The sequence below is a fragment of the Flagellimonas marina genome (genome assembly GCF_042651185.1).
Taxonomy (GTDB): Bacteria; Bacteroidota; Bacteroidia; order Flavobacteriales; family Flavobacteriaceae; genus Flagellimonas; species Flagellimonas marina.
On sequence record NZ_JBHSCL010000009.1, the window covers coordinates 437367 to 451946 of the forward strand.

General features: G+C 41.5%; 17 protein-coding genes. 5 read left to right on the forward strand and 12 right to left on the reverse strand.

Features of this window, described 5'->3' with window-relative positions; all coding sequences use genetic code 11:
- Position 1: 1 nt before the first annotated feature.
- A complete protein-coding gene (locus ACFOWS_RS15765; protein ID WP_379766582.1) occupies positions 2-1276 on the reverse strand; it encodes a choice-of-anchor B family protein in 1275 nt (424 codons plus the stop codon).
- Between the two features lie 69 nt (positions 1277-1345).
- Here ACFOWS_RS15765 and thiL point away from each other — a divergent pair, with 69 nt between their 5' ends.
- Positions 1346-2392: a thiamine-phosphate kinase gene (thiL, locus tag ACFOWS_RS15770; protein ID WP_379766585.1), complete on the forward strand. Its 1047-nt coding sequence runs from the start codon at positions 1346-1348 to the stop codon at positions 2390-2392.
- Positions 2393-2514: 122 nt separating this feature from the next.
- Here the strand turns inward: thiL and ACFOWS_RS15775 are convergent, their stop codons facing one another.
- The gene (locus ACFOWS_RS15775; RefSeq protein WP_366586127.1) at positions 2515-2769 is read right to left on the reverse strand and encodes a hypothetical protein; all 255 of its coding nucleotides are present in this window, start codon (positions 2767-2769) and stop codon (positions 2515-2517) included.
- Between the two features lie 265 nt (positions 2770-3034).
- Here ACFOWS_RS15775 and brnQ point away from each other — a divergent pair, with 265 nt between their 5' ends.
- Positions 3035-4309, forward strand: a complete 1275-nt coding sequence (gene brnQ, locus ACFOWS_RS15780) for a branched-chain amino acid transport system II carrier protein (RefSeq protein ID WP_379766589.1) — start codon at positions 3035-3037, stop codon at positions 4307-4309.
- Positions 4310-4331: 22 nt separating this feature from the next.
- Here brnQ and ACFOWS_RS15785 read toward each other — a convergent pair whose 3' ends face one another.
- From ACFOWS_RS15785 to ACFOWS_RS15830, 10 genes are all read right to left on the reverse strand, one after another.
- On the reverse strand, positions 4332-6053 hold the full coding sequence (locus ACFOWS_RS15785; protein WP_379766592.1) for a hypothetical protein: 1722 nt from the start codon (positions 6051-6053) through the stop codon (positions 4332-4334).
- A gap of 269 nt (positions 6054-6322) precedes the next feature.
- A complete protein-coding gene (locus ACFOWS_RS15790) occupies positions 6323-7243 on the reverse strand; it encodes a ketopantoate reductase family protein (RefSeq protein ID WP_379766595.1) in 921 nt (306 codons plus the stop codon).
- Between the two features lie 116 nt (positions 7244-7359).
- Positions 7360-8301 (reverse strand): proline dehydrogenase family protein, encoded by a 942-nt coding sequence (locus ACFOWS_RS15795; protein WP_379766598.1) that lies wholly within the window; start codon positions 8299-8301, stop codon positions 7360-7362.
- Positions 8302-8303: 2 nt separating this feature from the next.
- Positions 8304-8561 (reverse strand): CBU_0592 family membrane protein, encoded by a 258-nt coding sequence (locus tag ACFOWS_RS15800; protein WP_379766601.1) that lies wholly within the window; start codon positions 8559-8561, stop codon positions 8304-8306.
- 42 nt (positions 8562-8603) lie between these two features.
- Positions 8604-8906, reverse strand: a complete 303-nt coding sequence (locus ACFOWS_RS15805) for an ArsR/SmtB family transcription factor (RefSeq protein WP_366586118.1) — start codon at positions 8904-8906, stop codon at positions 8604-8606.
- Positions 8907-9022: 116 nt separating this feature from the next.
- Positions 9023-9391 carry a nuclear transport factor 2 family protein gene (locus ACFOWS_RS15810; RefSeq protein ID WP_379766604.1) on the reverse strand — a complete coding sequence of 123 codons (369 nt, stop codon included), beginning with the start codon at positions 9389-9391 and terminating at the stop codon, positions 9023-9025.
- Positions 9392-9402: 11 nt separating this feature from the next.
- Entirely contained in the window at positions 9403-10146 is a 744-nt protein-coding gene (locus ACFOWS_RS15815; protein ID WP_379766607.1) for an SDR family NAD(P)-dependent oxidoreductase, read from the reverse strand.
- Positions 10143-10346, reverse strand: a complete 204-nt coding sequence (locus tag ACFOWS_RS15820) for a tautomerase family protein (protein ID WP_366586112.1) — start codon at positions 10344-10346, stop codon at positions 10143-10145. Before ACFOWS_RS15820 ends, ACFOWS_RS15815 begins: the two co-directional genes overlap by 4 nt.
- A gap of 107 nt (positions 10347-10453) precedes the next feature.
- Positions 10454-11014, reverse strand: a complete 561-nt coding sequence (locus ACFOWS_RS15825; RefSeq protein WP_379766610.1) for a Crp/Fnr family transcriptional regulator — start codon at positions 11012-11014, stop codon at positions 10454-10456.
- Entirely contained in the window at positions 11014-12306 is a 1293-nt protein-coding gene (locus ACFOWS_RS15830) for an aminopeptidase P family protein (protein ID WP_379766613.1), read from the reverse strand. The genes ACFOWS_RS15825 and ACFOWS_RS15830 overlap by 1 nt, the downstream gene beginning before the upstream one ends.
- 81 nt (positions 12307-12387) lie before the next feature.
- On the opposite strand from ACFOWS_RS15830, the gene ACFOWS_RS15835 reads away from it, so the two are divergent.
- From ACFOWS_RS15835 to ACFOWS_RS15845, 3 genes are all read left to right on the forward strand, one after another.
- The gene (locus ACFOWS_RS15835) at positions 12388-12777 is read left to right on the forward strand and encodes a DUF2721 domain-containing protein (RefSeq protein WP_379766616.1); all 390 of its coding nucleotides are present in this window, start codon (positions 12388-12390) and stop codon (positions 12775-12777) included.
- Complete coding sequence (locus ACFOWS_RS15840; protein ID WP_379766619.1) at positions 12774-13250, forward strand: GyrI-like domain-containing protein; 477 nt, start codon at positions 12774-12776, stop codon at positions 13248-13250. The genes ACFOWS_RS15835 and ACFOWS_RS15840 overlap by 4 nt, the downstream gene beginning before the upstream one ends.
- A gap of 115 nt (positions 13251-13365) precedes the next feature.
- Positions 13366-14544, forward strand: a complete 1179-nt coding sequence (locus ACFOWS_RS15845) for a DUF1624 domain-containing protein (RefSeq protein ID WP_379766622.1) — start codon at positions 13366-13368, stop codon at positions 14542-14544.
- Positions 14545-14580 lie beyond the last annotated feature (36 nt).

Here is a 14580-nt window from a genome sequence, read left to right on the forward strand (position 1 = left end):
TCTAGTTTGATTTTTGAATCACAAAGAATCCCGCTTCCGTGTCGTTGACAATAATCTTCCCACTTTCAAAATAGGGGTAGACACTCCAAACCCCATCAAATCCGGGAGTATTGTTTGAGGGGTGAGTATCAAAAAACCCAATTTCAGAAATAGTCCCTGAATCAATTCCTGTAATGTCCAAAACCCGCAAGCCCGCTGAATAGTTGGCCAAGAAAAAGTCATTTCCTTTTACATAGCCATTATGGTCTGTGGCTGAGGTTGGCCCTGTATATGTTGTATGCAAAACTGGATTATCTAAATCGGTCATGTCAAAAACCAAGGTTCTGGAATCAAAACCAAAACTGATTTCATCGGTTTCATCCCCCAAAATGTAATAACGGTGGTCTTCGGTAAACCACCCTTGATGTGTATAGCCCCGATTAGAGTAGCCCAGTGTCCCTATTTCTGTGGGGTTGGATTTATCTGTGATGTCTGCAATGGCTATTTGGGTCTCATTCGCCCCAATAAAAATTTCATGCCCTGTGTAGTCGGTGTCCGGACCATTGTACGTAATTACTTGTGCATCATGGGTGTATCCGTTTGCCCCATATCCTCCAACACCGGTGGGGCTTGTCGGATTTTGTATATCCACAAAATGCACTCCTCCGTTATACGCATCATTTCGGGCCGTGCCAACAGGGTAGGCAAAGCCCATTTCTTCATTGATCACAATATTGTGAGCATTTCCAATACCGGTATATCGGGCATCTGCTGTAAAGAGTTCTGGTGGATTAGCAACATCCCGAAGTCTTTTTAGGTCGAACACCTGCATACCGTGATTTGTGGCTTCGGAGACAATGAAAGCGTGGTCATTATAAACTTTGATATCCCGCCAAATACTGGATTCGGTGGCTGTTGGAAGTTTTCCCAAATAGACTGGATTTTCGGCAGCGGTAACATCTACAAAGGCTGTTCCATTGTCCAAACCGATGAGTGCATACTCCCTCCCGGTTGAAAGGTCTGTCCAACCCCAAATATCATTTGCAGCAGTTGCGTTGAAAGCATTGAGACGCATCTGAAAAAGCAGGTCATACTCTTGACATGGGTAAATACTGGCCACTCCACCCTCGCAAGGGGTAGACCACAAAAATATGTTCCCATCACCAATGTCCGGACCTTCATTCTCCATTCCGGCCCCATCTCCGCCTTTGTCGCTAGGACCATCAGAATCACCACTACTTGAGCATCCCGCTAGAAGCAAAATGGCAAAAAGTGGCGATAAGGCTTTTATTCCCATAGCATGGCAATGTTACGTTTGTTTTCTTTTAAAGATACAATTTAAAATTATCCTGTTTACTTTTGCCCCATGATCGAAGACAAAAATCCACAGCGCACATCACTGGAAGAATTGGGAGAGTTTGGCCTGATTGAACACCTTACCCAGAACTTTGAATTGCAGCAAGCCTCATCGATTAAGGGAATTGGTGATGATGCCGCCATATTGGATTTTAACGGCAAAAAAACAGTGGTTTCCACCGATATGTTGGTTGAGGGCGTCCATTTTGACCTCAGCTACATGCCGCTAAAACACTTGGGTTATAAATCGGTAATGGTGAACCTCTCCGATATTTACGCCATGAACGCCATGGCTACGCAGGTTACCGTGTCCATCGCCGTTTCAAACAGATTTCCTCTGGAAGCCTTGGAAGAATTTTATGCCGGAGTTGCCTTGGCTTGCAAACTTTACCACGTGGATTTGGTTGGGGGTGACACCACCTCTTCCACCAAGGGGATGCTCATTAGCGTTACTGCTTTGGGGATCGCCGAAGAAAATGATATTGTTTACCGAAATGGTGCCAAAGCCAACGACCTTTTGGTGGTTACCGGGGATTTGGGCGGAGCATACTTGGGCCTTCAAGTGTTGGAGCGAGAAAAAGAAGTCTTCAAAGTGAACCCAGAAAATCAACCTGATTTGGAGCCCTACTCCTACATTGTGGAGCGTCAGTTAAAACCTGAGGCCCGCAAAGACATTGTGGAACTCTTGAAAAAGTTGGAGGTAAAACCCACTTCCATGATCGATATCAGTGATGGATTGTCTTCAGAAATTCTACATCTCTGCAAGCAAAGCGATGTGGGCTGTAATTTATTTGAGGATAAAATTCCATTGGACCCCACGGTCATTTCAACTTCCGAGGAGTTTCAGATGGACAGCACCATGATTGCTTTGGGCGGTGGTGAGGACTATGAATTGTTGTTCACCATAGACCAATCGGATTTCCCAAAAATAAAAGCCAATCCCAATTTGACCGTCATTGGCCACATGACTGGTAAGAGTGAAGGTGCGCATTTGGTAACCCGCGCTGAAACCAAGATACCCCTAACAGCACAAGGCTGGAATTCCTTTAATGGATAGGCACAAAAAATCCCGAAACTCAAGGGTATCCACTTCATGGTCTTGGGGCACGCGACCTGTATAGCAGTAGGTACTTACTTAAGTTCGGGATAAACCGTAAAAACTTCGTAAAGGAACAAGGGTTACGCTACGCGCTGTACCAGTTTGGTCCTTCGTTTTCTGTACATGTCCTCTAAGGTGTTGTTGATTTCCTGCATTTGAGGAGTCAAAACTGAAAGTTTGCCACTAACATCTGTGGTAACCTCCTTCTGACAATGGATACATTTGTATTCCTTAATGTGTTGTGTCACTTTTTTGGAAACCACATAATGGTGGCCAAAAACGTTGCAGAATAATGAAGAAATTTTGTTGCCATGGTGATGAGTAGAAGTTTTCATAAGCCGGTTGTGTTTTGGAGGAGCATCCATGCGATTTGGGGATCGATAAAAATGCTGTGTTGATTAATTAGTAATTTTCAGTTATACGTTTGGTTTTAAGTGAATGGTTTTCTATGTCAACGAATGTTGATAACTTTTTATTTTGCTTAAATTTTCACAATTACTTTTTTTCGATGAAATACACTATAATCGTCAAAAAGTCAATTATTTTCGTTGAACTACGCTTTCGAAATATACTACATTGAACGATAATTATCAACATCTTATGAACAAAAAAACGTTAACAATTACTGCGTTTGCCCTTTTTTCCCTCTTCTTTGGTGCTGGCAACCTTATCCTTCCTCCTCTATTGGGATTCAAATCAGGTAGCTCATGGTGGTTGGTTGTACTGGGGTTTTGTCTCTCCGGTGTGTTGATTCCGCTCTTGGGCATTTTGGCCCATGCCCGTTTACAGGGTACTTTGTTCGATTTTGCCAAAAAGGTATCCCCAACTTTCAGTTTGTTGTATTGTTATTTGATCTATGCCATTTCCATTGCCCTGCCTTCGCCCAGAACGGCTTCGGTAACCCACGAGATGGCCATTCAACCTATATGGGACTCGTCCTCTTTAGTAACAAGCGTTATTTATTTTGCCCTGGTCTATTTGTTTGTCATCAACCGCTCCAAAGTTTTGGATGTGGTGGGAAAGTCGCTTACCCCAGGTATCCTTATCATTCTATTTCTTATTGTGGTCACGGCCATAGTTAGTATGGATTTCGATTTTTCCACTTCGGAAATGAAAAACCCTTTGAGCGATGGTATTTTGGAAGGGTACCAAACCTTTGATGCCATAGGTGCCGTTGTTGTAGGGGCGGTCATAATCGTTTCTATAAATATAAAAGATAAAGCGGCGAGTTACGAAGCTAAAAAAGACCTCATCCGAAAGGCGGGATTTTGGGCCGGTTTGGGATTGTTCCTGGTTTATTCCGGACTTATTTTGACTGGGGCCTTGTTCAGTGATGTCTTTCCGGCGGACGTTACCCGAACCGCTCTTTTGAGTGGCATCAGCACCGAAACTTTGGGAGGTACGGCCACCCTGTTTTTGAGCGTTTTGGTAAGCTTGGCCTGCTTTACCACTGCAGTGGGAATTGTAACGGGCACCTCAGATTTTATAAAAGGACAATTCAATGATTCCAATTGGGCCTATCGGATTACGGCCTTCATTGGATGTGTGTTGGGTGTGCTCATGGGGCAGTTCAATGTAGGGTACATTATTGCGGTGGCCGTGCCTGCTCTCATGTTCATCTATCCCATTACCATTGCGTTGATTTTATTGAACGTACTTCCCGAAAAGTGGGCTTCACCAAGGGTCTTTAAGTGGGTAGTGATCACCACCATTGTATTTAGTGCCCCAGATTTTGTGGGCAGCCTAGGTGTTGGATTACCTTCTTACCTCTATCTGGAATGGTTGCCGTTGGCCGAATATCAAATGGGGTGGGTGATTCCATCCATCACCGTTTTTGGGCTGGTGAATCTGCAATCAAAAAACAGTACTCCCTGAAGTCATGATTACATAGTAATTACTAGTCACATGCGGTTTCCCAATAGTCGAATGTTCCTCTCACAAGAGATGCAGGAAATTTGTTTAGCCCTTGCGTGAGATTATCTTGCCACTCCTCCCATGTATGTCCCATACCATCTTCAATCTCCTTTAAGTGGTACAATGGGAAATTCAGTTGGTATGACGGGTTTGAAGGATTTAGCCCAGACTCAATCCCGTTGGGATATAGTAAATCTTTAACAACATAGGTATAGTTAGAGTCCCAACAAGTCTTTCTATTCACAAAGGACCTGTGCAACTTAGGGTATGGATTCTTAAGCATTTCAACCCCTACACCTTCTGCCCAACTCTCGGCAACTATCAGCTCTATTTTATTCCATTTAAGATTTTTGTCGATATAAAAAAGGTTTCTATGGGACGCATGGCCAAATTCATGTACTACAGTTTTGAATAGATTATTGTGGTCCCTATCATAGTCCTCACCAATTCTCCAATCTTCACTATCCTTTGCATAAATCCCAATGGTGTGGGGAACTCCATCATAAAAATACCCAGCAGCTCCTTTTCTTTTACCTTTGCTCGCTCTATTGAAGGCTCGTATCCAAATTCGGTCATTTCCTGGCTTATTTCGCATTGGTCTTGTAACCCCATAATTTTCCGCGTAGAAAGAATCATAGGCCGCCCTGTGTAAAATACCATAAAAGGATTGGATTGTGCCGTCAATGACTTCATCCCAAATCCCTTCTCTTTTAGGGCCAAAATGCCAAGCCCTTGTGACACTGGAACCCTTTATGATGTACCATTCATGGTTTGACCATCGCAAGCTATAATTAACCTTGTTTTTAAACTCTTTTTTTACCCGGAACTCCCCATATTCATCCGTAATGCCCCACGACCATTTTAATCCGCTTCTTGCCAATACTTGTACCCCTTTTACAGGAACTGCCTGCCCATCGGTAGGTTCTCCTTCGGAATAATCTATCATGCGAATCCTACCTTCTGGTCTCCATTTTTCTTTGGAAGTGATTTTGTCTCCCCAACCTCTATCATTTTTGGAAAACACCCCTTGTAATGGGTCTATATCCAACGCAATGTTTTCTGCAACTTCTTCCAACAAATTCGCTAACTCCTTTTCAATGGAAGCATCTTCGTCTGGCATGTAGAGATTTTCGATGATTTCATATGGCATGAAAGAAGGAAATGCATAATCAGCATCCACTACCGTATATAATGGACTAGGGGTATTGAGCGGAAGCTCCCTGTCCCGATAACAATCGTTTCTCGCTTTGGTGGGTTCAAATTCATAATGTAATGGGAAATCAAACAAGTCCAGATTTTCATCGTATCTAGCCAATTCCATTACCTGATGATTTTCGGTCGGCAGGAACCGAACATAAAGCCGATTAACTTTTATAGGATTGTTTCCTTCAGAAAAAAGACCATTTCTGGCAACAACATCCCATGCGCTTTTCATAATTTCAATGGATTGTGGAATTTTAATCTTCTCTCCCAGATGTATACTATTCTCAAAATCGGATGGATTTAAAGGCTCTTGTTCAACTGTCAAACAAGAAAAGCCCTCTTCTTTTTGATAATCCAATGTTTGCTCTGCCCTTTCTCCATTAACCTCTGTTCCTTTAGTCACTACCGATTCGGTCTTAAGTTCATCAACTTCACAAGCGACAACTACAAATGCTACCACTAGTAGTATCACTTTAAAAAAATTTACCCTTACTGTTTTCATTCTACCTTTAGTTTGACCAATTGCTATGTTTTTGAGGCCAAACCACAACAATCATAATTGATTTACAAGGTCAAACTGAGAATTTATTTAACGGTTACTCTTTGATAATTGATGGATAAGGTGTTTCAGCCTATGAAACCCTTCTTTGATTTGATAGCATAAGTTGGATGTTGCTAGAGCTATAGCTTTTACAATTACAGTTTCGAAGGAAGGGTGAACTTGAAGGTTTCTTTTTCTTTAAGAATAATAATTCTTGTCGGATTCCTTTCTCAATTTTTATCGTGCATTTCCGATTTCAATTTCACCAACTCACCTAACAATCGTGTCTCTTTTACTTTATGTGATAAGTTCATGGCCTGAGCCATCCGATAAATCTCAAAATTCAGTGTATCTATTTCGGTCTCTCTATGGTTATTGATGTCCTGCAGAGTGGAAATGAACTGCCCGTCAGACATTCTACTGATCATCAAAACTTGATCTTCCAATTCGGAAGTACCTAAATCTATTCCCTTTTTATTGGCTATCAGAGCACATTCGGCAATGACCCGCTGCGCAATGGCCAACACATTTTTATCTCTGTGAAATATCCCATTATCCACTTCCAGCAAAGGGCAAATGGAATTGAATACGCAATTGGCAATGGCCTTTTTCCAGATAATGCGCTGGATGTCCTTTTCCGCGCTAAACCTAAAATTGAGGCTGTCCAAGATTTCCACAATCCTGTTTAAAGAAGTGTTTTTTTGCTGAATCATCCCAATGGGCGATGGGGCCACTGGTTTGTAGGTTATGGTGTCTGGTCCATTATTCTGACTGGTCATAAAAAGGACACAGCGGTAGACCTCTGGAAAATCCTTTTCCAAAAAAGGCTGTTCCACACCCAGTCCATTCTGGAGAAGCACTAGAGGTGAGTCTCCAATTTTTGATGCCAGTTTTTCGGATAGTACTTTGTTCCCAAATGATTTGTTGGTCAAAACCACTATACCCTTCAATTGAGAATGGGTGCTCAATGTGCTCACCGCGATTTCAGCGTGCAAGGTAGGACCACCTTTAAGCTGCAATGTAATTCCTTGTTTGTACAAAGTGCCATCATCCAAATGACCACGAATCAACTCCACTGTTTTACCCTCTTGGTTTAGGGATACAGCGAGTGCTTTTCCTACCGCTCCAGCCCCAATGATAAAAATTTTCATAGTACTAAAGGTACTTAGAACACCCTAATATGGTTTTCCGTTTTGGTTGCTAAAGAAAGTAACAGCCTATAAAATAATTGCTCTTTAACAAGCATTCTTCCATTCAACTCAAACCTTCATGCTAAAATATCATTCAATGCTCGGAACAGATAAAGCGGATATTCGGCAATTCTGTTGCAGAGGTAGAGGTACCATTCTTTACCATATACGAAGTATAATTTGGTTGGATAACCCTGCTCTTTTAAGTCCATCAATTGCTCTGTTTGTATACCATATAGACTTTCAAACTCATAGAGATTGTTGTCTGGTTTGTATTGCTGAATCAATTTGATGGCTTCTTGTTGAATTTTGGAATGATGTGTTGCAATAGAGAGCTTGTGATTTTGGGACAATAACTGATCCACATAATACAAATACCTTTCATCCAACGCATCCCCTCTTGGAATGGAGAGGTGTTTTGGGGTTTCAAAAGCTCCTTTTACCATTCGTATTCTTCCATTTTCCTGGGTCAACTCTTTAAAATCATCCTGTGTTCTGTGCAAATAAGCCTGCAGGGTAATTGAAGCATTTGAATAGGTTTGTGCTGTTGTCTTGTAGATATCGATAATGGCATCGGTTATTTCAACTCCTTCGGCACTTATGGTAACTTCAATATTATACTTTTCAGCCTCTTCCACTATGGATTTTATGTTATTCAAACATAACTCGTGTGAAACGGCCAAGCCGATATGGGAAAGGTCCAGGGAAACTGTAGAATTGAGCTTTTGATTTTTGATTTCATCCACTATCCTAAGGAATTCATGAGTAGCCTCATTGGCTTCTTCCACGGTGAGTGTGTTTTCGCCCATATACTCAATGGAACATTTAAACCCATTTCCGTTTTCAAGTTTCACTTTTTGAATGGTTTCATCAAGTGTTTCCCCGCCAATGTAGCGGTCGGCCGCCTTTTTAAGGGTTTTATATAAGATTTCATTGGAGAGTATATATTCCTTTGCTTCATGGTTCAATGCCGCCTTTCGTAATGCAGAAGCTCCCATGTTCAATAATTCTTGTTCCATTTCTAGATTGTTTTGTGTCTGTTTTTAAGGATTGCGGTAATATGGATAAGCCCAATTAAAAGCCAAACAATATTGACCGAACTGGACGGGTAGGCTCCATAATAAATGGTGTTTGTCATTAACAATAGGCTTCCCAAAATGTTTAGGAGTTGGTATAGTAAGGTTTGGGCACTGATTCGGTTTTTGCTATTTAACCAATAGGCCGTTACAAGCATAATAGAGCCCGTCCAACCCAATAGGTCAACAATTAAATCTGTCATATTTAAATATATCGATTTGTAGTTTCAAATGAATAAAAAAAGTCAGAGGTCGTTCTTTAATGTGTTTATATAGTTTCGTATCTCATCCTCGTTTCTTCTATAATAGGTCCATTTGCCATGTCTGGTGGCAATCAACAAATCCACCCTGTGCATCATGGTTAAATAATGCGAAATGGTGGATTGCGACAAGCCTGTTTTATCTTGGATATGACATACACAGACCCCATCGCTAAAATCCGGGACATTCACCTGCGGGGGAAAGTTCTCTTCCGGTTTTTTAAGCCAGTTAAGAATATCTATTCGCACTTGGTTTGATAATACTTTGTTTATTTCTAATACATCCATGGTGCAAATGTAATACAACAAATCGAGATATTTCGATATAACTAATAAAATTTGAAGCGACTTCGAGTCGTTCTCCAAGTCGCTCCAATAACTAACATCACATTCAAAGTCAGTATCTAATCAACATGGGTGAAAATCTTATTTACAATTTTCCATTCCCCATCCATATTGGCCAAAGACAGATAATCGTAATAATTATATCCCGAAAAAGGCACATGCAATTTGGCCATGGCCACCTTGCCTAAAATATCGATTCCAATAATAGCCATCCTGAACTCCTCTCCCAAGGACTTTGGGCTTTGCCGGTTTTTAACCCCTTCAATATAGGCTGATTTACTTTTTAAGTAATCCTCTCCTTTGATGTCTCCATACAAATAGGTGTATTCGTGAAAACACTTTTCCAGTTTTTTTACATCCCCGTTGAAAATACCCTCAAAGTAAGATGCTATCAACTCTTCTATTTCTTTTCTGTTTTCTGTGTACATTATTTTCAATTTTAAATGGCATGACCCACAGTGTGGCCTCCCGCCACATTAATGGTCTCACCGGTTATAAATTCTGCGGATGCCAAATAGTAAGCTGCCTCCGCTATTTCTCGGGCCTCCCCAATTCGGTTTAAAAGGTGCAATCCAGCTAGGCTATCGGCATCCTCAACCCCAATTTTTCCCTGTAATGGACTTCTAATGATTCCAGGTGCAATGGTATTTACCCGAATGTTCTGTTTGCCAAATTCCGCTGCGAGTTGCCTGGTTAGGGCATGGATGGCTCCCTTGCTTGTGAGCGGAGCGGTGGCTGGAAATCCATCAATGGCATGATCCACCAAAACGGTTCCGATATTGATAATGGCTCCGCGACCCTGTTCCAGCATGTGTGGAATGACTTCTTGGGAAGTAACATAGGTTCCCAATAGGTTCACCTTCCAAAATCTTTCCAAATCTGTTTCATTGACATCCAAAAAGGGTTTTGGGGCAAAAATCCCTGCGTTGTTAATCAACACATCAATAGAACCGAATTTTTCCAAGGCGGTTTCGACCAATTTTTTTCCAGTTTCCCGCTTGCTGATATCTCCTGCAACGTAGGCAGCATTTGCCGGTGATCCCAGTGATTGAAATGTCATTTCCAAATTTGATGCATTGGAAGAATTCATGATCACATTACTGCCTCTTTCCAAAAAGTACTGGGCCGTTTCCTTTCCCAAACCTGTGGAGGCACCTGTTATGATAACTGTCTTGTTTTTCATGTGCTTTGTTTTTTAGTTTCTGAATATTGCTTTCCATCATAACCCCAATTGTCAATGGGCACCTCATCAATTACAATATGGGTGGTCTTGGGGTTTTTGTTGAGCACGTCCACCAATAGTTGGGTGACACCCTCGATCAATTTGCGTTTCTGGATGGAGGTTACCTGTTCATCGGTAACCTTAATGTTTACGTAAGGCATTTTTGTCTGTTTAAAATTACCCTACAAAGGTGCGATTGGGTCAATACCAAAAGGAAGGACATTCATCACAGATTTAGTGTGATGTTTATCACAAAAATAAAGTCAATCTAGGATTGCAAACGGCTCAAGGTCTCTCGCGACACACCTAAATAGGCAGCGATAAGTTTTTTGGGAACCCGTTGAAAGAGTTGTGGATATTGTTCCAACAAAACATCGTATCGTTCTTTGGCTGAATTTTTTAGGAGGGAAAGAATCCTGTTTTGGAGTGCAATTCTTCCAAATTTGCTTTTTTTGGCCCAAAAGCGTTCCATCTTGTGCATTTGGGCCGTTAGTTTTTCCCTATTTTCAAAGGTGATGTATAGCAATTCGCTGTCCTCAATACAGTCTATGGATATTTTAGAAGGAGTGTGCTTAATGAAGGATTCGTAATCCGTGATCCACCAATTTTCCATCCCAAATTGAAGAATGTGTTCCTTCCCCTCCTCATCCACAAAATAGCTTTTAAGGCACCCATCCAAAATCCAATATTCCTTATCCACCAAATCACCTTCTTGGACAATGTACTGGTGTTTCCGTTTTTGGATGGGTTCAAAATAACTCAAAACCACATCAAATTCTTCATCAGTCAAAATGATCAGTTCTTCGATATGTTTTCTGAGCGGGTGCATTAGGCATTCATCAACTCTTCGATCTCTTCAATCTCTATTGGGATGTTGCGCATCAAGTTAAAGGGTTCGCCACTTTCTTGGATGACGACATCATCCTCTAAACGAACGCCCATGCCTTCATCAGGAATGTAAATTCCCGGTTCCACGGTAAAGACCATATTCGGTTTCATCGGTGTTTTCAATTCGCCATAGTCATGGGTATTCAACCCAATATGGTGACTGGTACCGTGCATAAAATACTTTTTATAGGCGGGCCAATCTGGGTTTTCATTTTGTACATCAGCTTTATCTAAAAGTCCTAATCCGATCAGTTCTGAGGTCATGATTTTGCCTACTTCCTTATGGAATTCGGCCCAAATAACGCCGGGCACCAGCATTTTTGTCGCTTCGTTTTTTACGCGAAGTACAGCGCTGTACACTTGTTTTTGTCGGTCTGTAAATCTACCATTGGCCGGGATGGTCCGGGTCATGTCACTAGAGTAGTTGGCATATTCGGCCGCCAAGTCCAACAAGATCATATCACCATCTTTTACCTGTTGATTGTTTTCCAAATAGTGTAGTACATTGGCGTTGTTTCCAGCAGCAATGATGGGTGCATAGGCATATCCTTTGGAACGGTTTCGAACAAATTCGTGTAGGAATTCTGCTTCTATTTCATATTCCCAAACCCCTGGTTTTACAAATTCCAAAATCCTACGGAAACCCTTTTCGGTAATATCGCATGCGGTCTGCATGATGGCTATTTCTTCAGGTTCCTTTATTCCTCGAATTTGTTGTAAAATGGGATTGCTCTTTGCCCACTGGTGTGCTGGATATTCTTTTTTACATTTTTCAATAAACCGATCTTCGCGGGTCTGAGTCTCGACAGCTTGACGGTAATGCTCATTGGTGTTGAAGTAAATCGTACCCGCCTCGGTCATCAAATCAAAAAAGATCTTGTCAAAATCGGTGAGCCAATACACGGTTTCAATGCCCGATACTTCCGTGGCTTTTTCTTTGGTAAGTTTAGCACCTTCCCAAACGGCTATATGGTCGTTGGTCTCTCTAACAAACAGTATTTCGCGGTGCTTTGCATCCATTGCATCTGGGAACAGCAATAAAATTGTTTCTTCTTGATCTGCACCACAGAGATAGAACAAATCTCGGCTTTGCTCAAAGGGAAGCGTGCTATCGGCTCCTATGGGGTAAATATCATTGGAATTGAACACGGCGATACTTTTTGGCTTCATTTGCACCGTGAATTTTTTACGGTTTTTTACAAACAGATTACTGTCTATGGGAGAATATTTCATGTGGATAATTTGATTTGACCAAATTTAGGTAATTGTGTTCCCCAAGACAAATTCATACCTTCCCTCTTCAAAGAAAAATCCATGCAGCTCAACCTTAGTATTCCCGCACTTTTGTTCCCCGCTATTTCACTTACCATGTTGGCGTATAATGCCCGGTATTTGGCCATCGCCGCCCTTATCCGTCAGTTGCACAAACAGTTTGAGGAGACTTCGGCCCAACCGCTGAAACAACAGATTCAGCAGCTTCGAAAACGGTTGGGCATTATCAAGAACATGCAGGCCACGGCCATTATTAGTTTTTTGTTGGCGGCCATTACCATGTTCCTTATTTATGTGGAACTGGATATTTGGGCCAATGTCATTTTTGGAATCAGTTTGGTCTTTCTGGTCATCTCGTTGGTGCTTTCGCTTTTGGAAGTGCAACTTTCCACCAAGGCTCTGGGTATTCAACTTAAAAGCATGGAAAAATGAACCCACCAAAAATTATTGACCTTCCCCAGACAGAATTGGTTGGTATTCGAATACATACCACCTTGGCCAAAAATGAAACTCGGGCATTGTGGGGGCGATTTCAAAAATTACTCATTGCTTTAGGCATTTCTCGAGAAATCGAAAAGTACTACATTCAAATCTTTGGTGCAGCAACCACTATTTCAAACATGTCGCCAAATACCGAGTTTGAAAAATGGGCGGCTGTTGAGTCCAAGCACCTTCCTGAAATTTCCAAAGAAATGGAGACCATAACGCTATCGGGCAAATATGCTATTTTTATCCACAAAGGATTGCCCAGTGATTTTCCAAAAACTGCTGCTTATATTTATAGGGAGTGGTTGCCCAACTCCGGATTTACGGTTGACCATCGTCCCCATTTTGAAATTATGCCCCCTAATTATAGCCCAGTAGATCCCAATACCGAGGAAGAAGTTTTGGTTCCCTTAAAATAAAGCAACTTTCGGGTCTATTTTTTCATGGGATTTATGTAGTTTGGCTAATATAAAAGCTACGCTTTCAGGCAGTTGCTCATTAAGACCAAATAGCAAACCATCAACACACCATATCATGCAAACCGACCGAAAAAAAAGAATAAAATCCATAGACCTCCTACGAGGAGTGGTTATGGTGATCATGGCATTGGACCATGTACGCGACTATTTTCATGCTGATGCTTATTTCTTTGATCCTTCGGATATCACCCAAACCAATGTGCCACTTTTTTGGACTCGATTTGTGACCCATTTTTGTGCTCCTGTTTTTGTTTTTCTGGCAGGAACCTCCGCCTTTTTTGTCGGGCAACGGAGAGATAAAAAATCATTGTCCATTTGGTTGTTGAAACGAGGCCTTTGGTTGGTCGTTGCAGAGCTCACCATTATTAAGTTGGCCTGGATGTTCAAGTTGGATTATTCCACTATCCTGCTGCAAGTAATTTGGGTTTTGGGTATTGGCATGGTATTCTTGGCCGGATTTATCCACCTCCCCAAAAAGTTGATGATAGGGCTTGCGTTGATCGTAATTTTTGGCCATAACTTATTGGATTCCTTTGCCCCTTCGGATTCAGTTGCCTCAGGGGTTTGGACTTTTTTGCATGTGTTTAATATGGTAAATATGGGCAGCTTTCAGGTTTTGGTCGGCTATCCAATTATTCCTTGGATTTTTGTAATGCTCTTGGGCTATTATTTTGGTGAGTTTTACAAGCCTTTATATGATTCAAAACTCAGAATAAAGCGTTTATTCCAAATAGGGCTGGGTTTGACCCTCTTGTTTTTTATTCTGAGAACCGTAAATGTGTATGGTGACCCTTACACTTGGGCTGAGCAAGACTCCCTTGGCATGACTATCGCTTCATATTTTAACATTACAAAATATCCACCGTCCTTGCTTTACCTACTGATTACTTTGGGGCCTTCTATTCTCTTTTTGTCTTTCATGGAGAATGTGCAAAATCGATGGACAGAGAAACTAGTTGTCATTGGCCGGGTTCCCATGTTCTTTTATATTGTGCATATTTATGTTATTCATGCATTGGCCGTTGTCGCTGCCATAGCTACTGGGTTTAGCTTCTCGGATATGGTCATAGACTTATGGGTTACCCTGCAACCGCAATTGCAGGGATATGGTTTTAATCTTTGGGTGGTATATCTTGTTTGGATTGTTTTGACGGTTGCCTTATATCCCATTTGCAGTTGGTACAATGACTACAAGACTGCAAATCGACAAAAGTGGTGGTTGAGTTATCTATAGCACAAATTTTGACCATCATTTGCTACACTAAGTGGA

Excerpts from the sequence above, each read along its gene's own strand:
- ACFOWS_RS15825 (WP_379766610.1), bottom strand. The coding sequence starts at position 11,014 with ATGCACCCGCTCAGAAAACATATCGAAGAACTGATCATTTTGACTGAT.
- ACFOWS_RS15835 (WP_379766616.1), top strand. The coding sequence starts at position 12,388 with ATGCAGCTCAACCTTAGTATTCCCGCACTTTTGTTCCCCGCTATTTCA.
- ACFOWS_RS15815 (WP_379766607.1), bottom strand. The coding sequence starts at position 10,146 with ATGAAAAACAAGACAGTTATCATAACAGGTGCCTCCACAGGTTTGGGA.
- ACFOWS_RS15810 (WP_379766604.1), bottom strand. The coding sequence starts at position 9,391 with ATGTACACAGAAAACAGAAAAGAAATAGAAGAGTTGATAGCATCTTAC.
- ACFOWS_RS15765 (WP_379766582.1), bottom strand. The coding sequence starts at position 1,276 with ATGGGAATAAAAGCCTTATCGCCACTTTTTGCCATTTTGCTTCTAGCG.
- thiL (WP_379766585.1), top strand. The coding sequence starts at position 1,346 with ATGATCGAAGACAAAAATCCACAGCGCACATCACTGGAAGAATTGGGA.
- ACFOWS_RS15775 (WP_366586127.1), bottom strand. The coding sequence starts at position 2,769 with ATGAAAACTTCTACTCATCACCATGGCAACAAAATTTCTTCATTATTC.
- ACFOWS_RS15795 (WP_379766598.1), bottom strand. The coding sequence starts at position 8,301 with ATGGAACAAGAATTATTGAACATGGGAGCTTCTGCATTACGAAAGGCG.
- ACFOWS_RS15800 (WP_379766601.1), bottom strand. The coding sequence starts at position 8,561 with ATGACAGATTTAATTGTTGACCTATTGGGTTGGACGGGCTCTATTATG.
- ACFOWS_RS15830 (WP_379766613.1), bottom strand. The coding sequence starts at position 12,306 with ATGAAATATTCTCCCATAGACAGTAATCTGTTTGTAAAAAACCGTAAA.
- ACFOWS_RS15840 (WP_379766619.1), top strand. The coding sequence starts at position 12,774 with ATGAACCCACCAAAAATTATTGACCTTCCCCAGACAGAATTGGTTGGT.
- brnQ (WP_379766589.1), top strand. The coding sequence starts at position 3,035 with ATGAACAAAAAAACGTTAACAATTACTGCGTTTGCCCTTTTTTCCCTC.
- ACFOWS_RS15820 (WP_366586112.1), bottom strand. The coding sequence starts at position 10,346 with ATGCCTTACGTAAACATTAAGGTTACCGATGAACAGGTAACCTCCATC.
- ACFOWS_RS15845 (WP_379766622.1), top strand. The coding sequence starts at position 13,366 with ATGCAAACCGACCGAAAAAAAAGAATAAAATCCATAGACCTCCTACGA.
- ACFOWS_RS15785 (WP_379766592.1), bottom strand. The coding sequence starts at position 6,053 with ATGAAAACAGTAAGGGTAAATTTTTTTAAAGTGATACTACTAGTGGTA.
- ACFOWS_RS15805 (WP_366586118.1), bottom strand. The coding sequence starts at position 8,906 with ATGGATGTATTAGAAATAAACAAAGTATTATCAAACCAAGTGCGAATA.
- ACFOWS_RS15790 (WP_379766595.1), bottom strand. The coding sequence starts at position 7,243 with ATGAAAATTTTTATCATTGGGGCTGGAGCGGTAGGAAAAGCACTCGCT.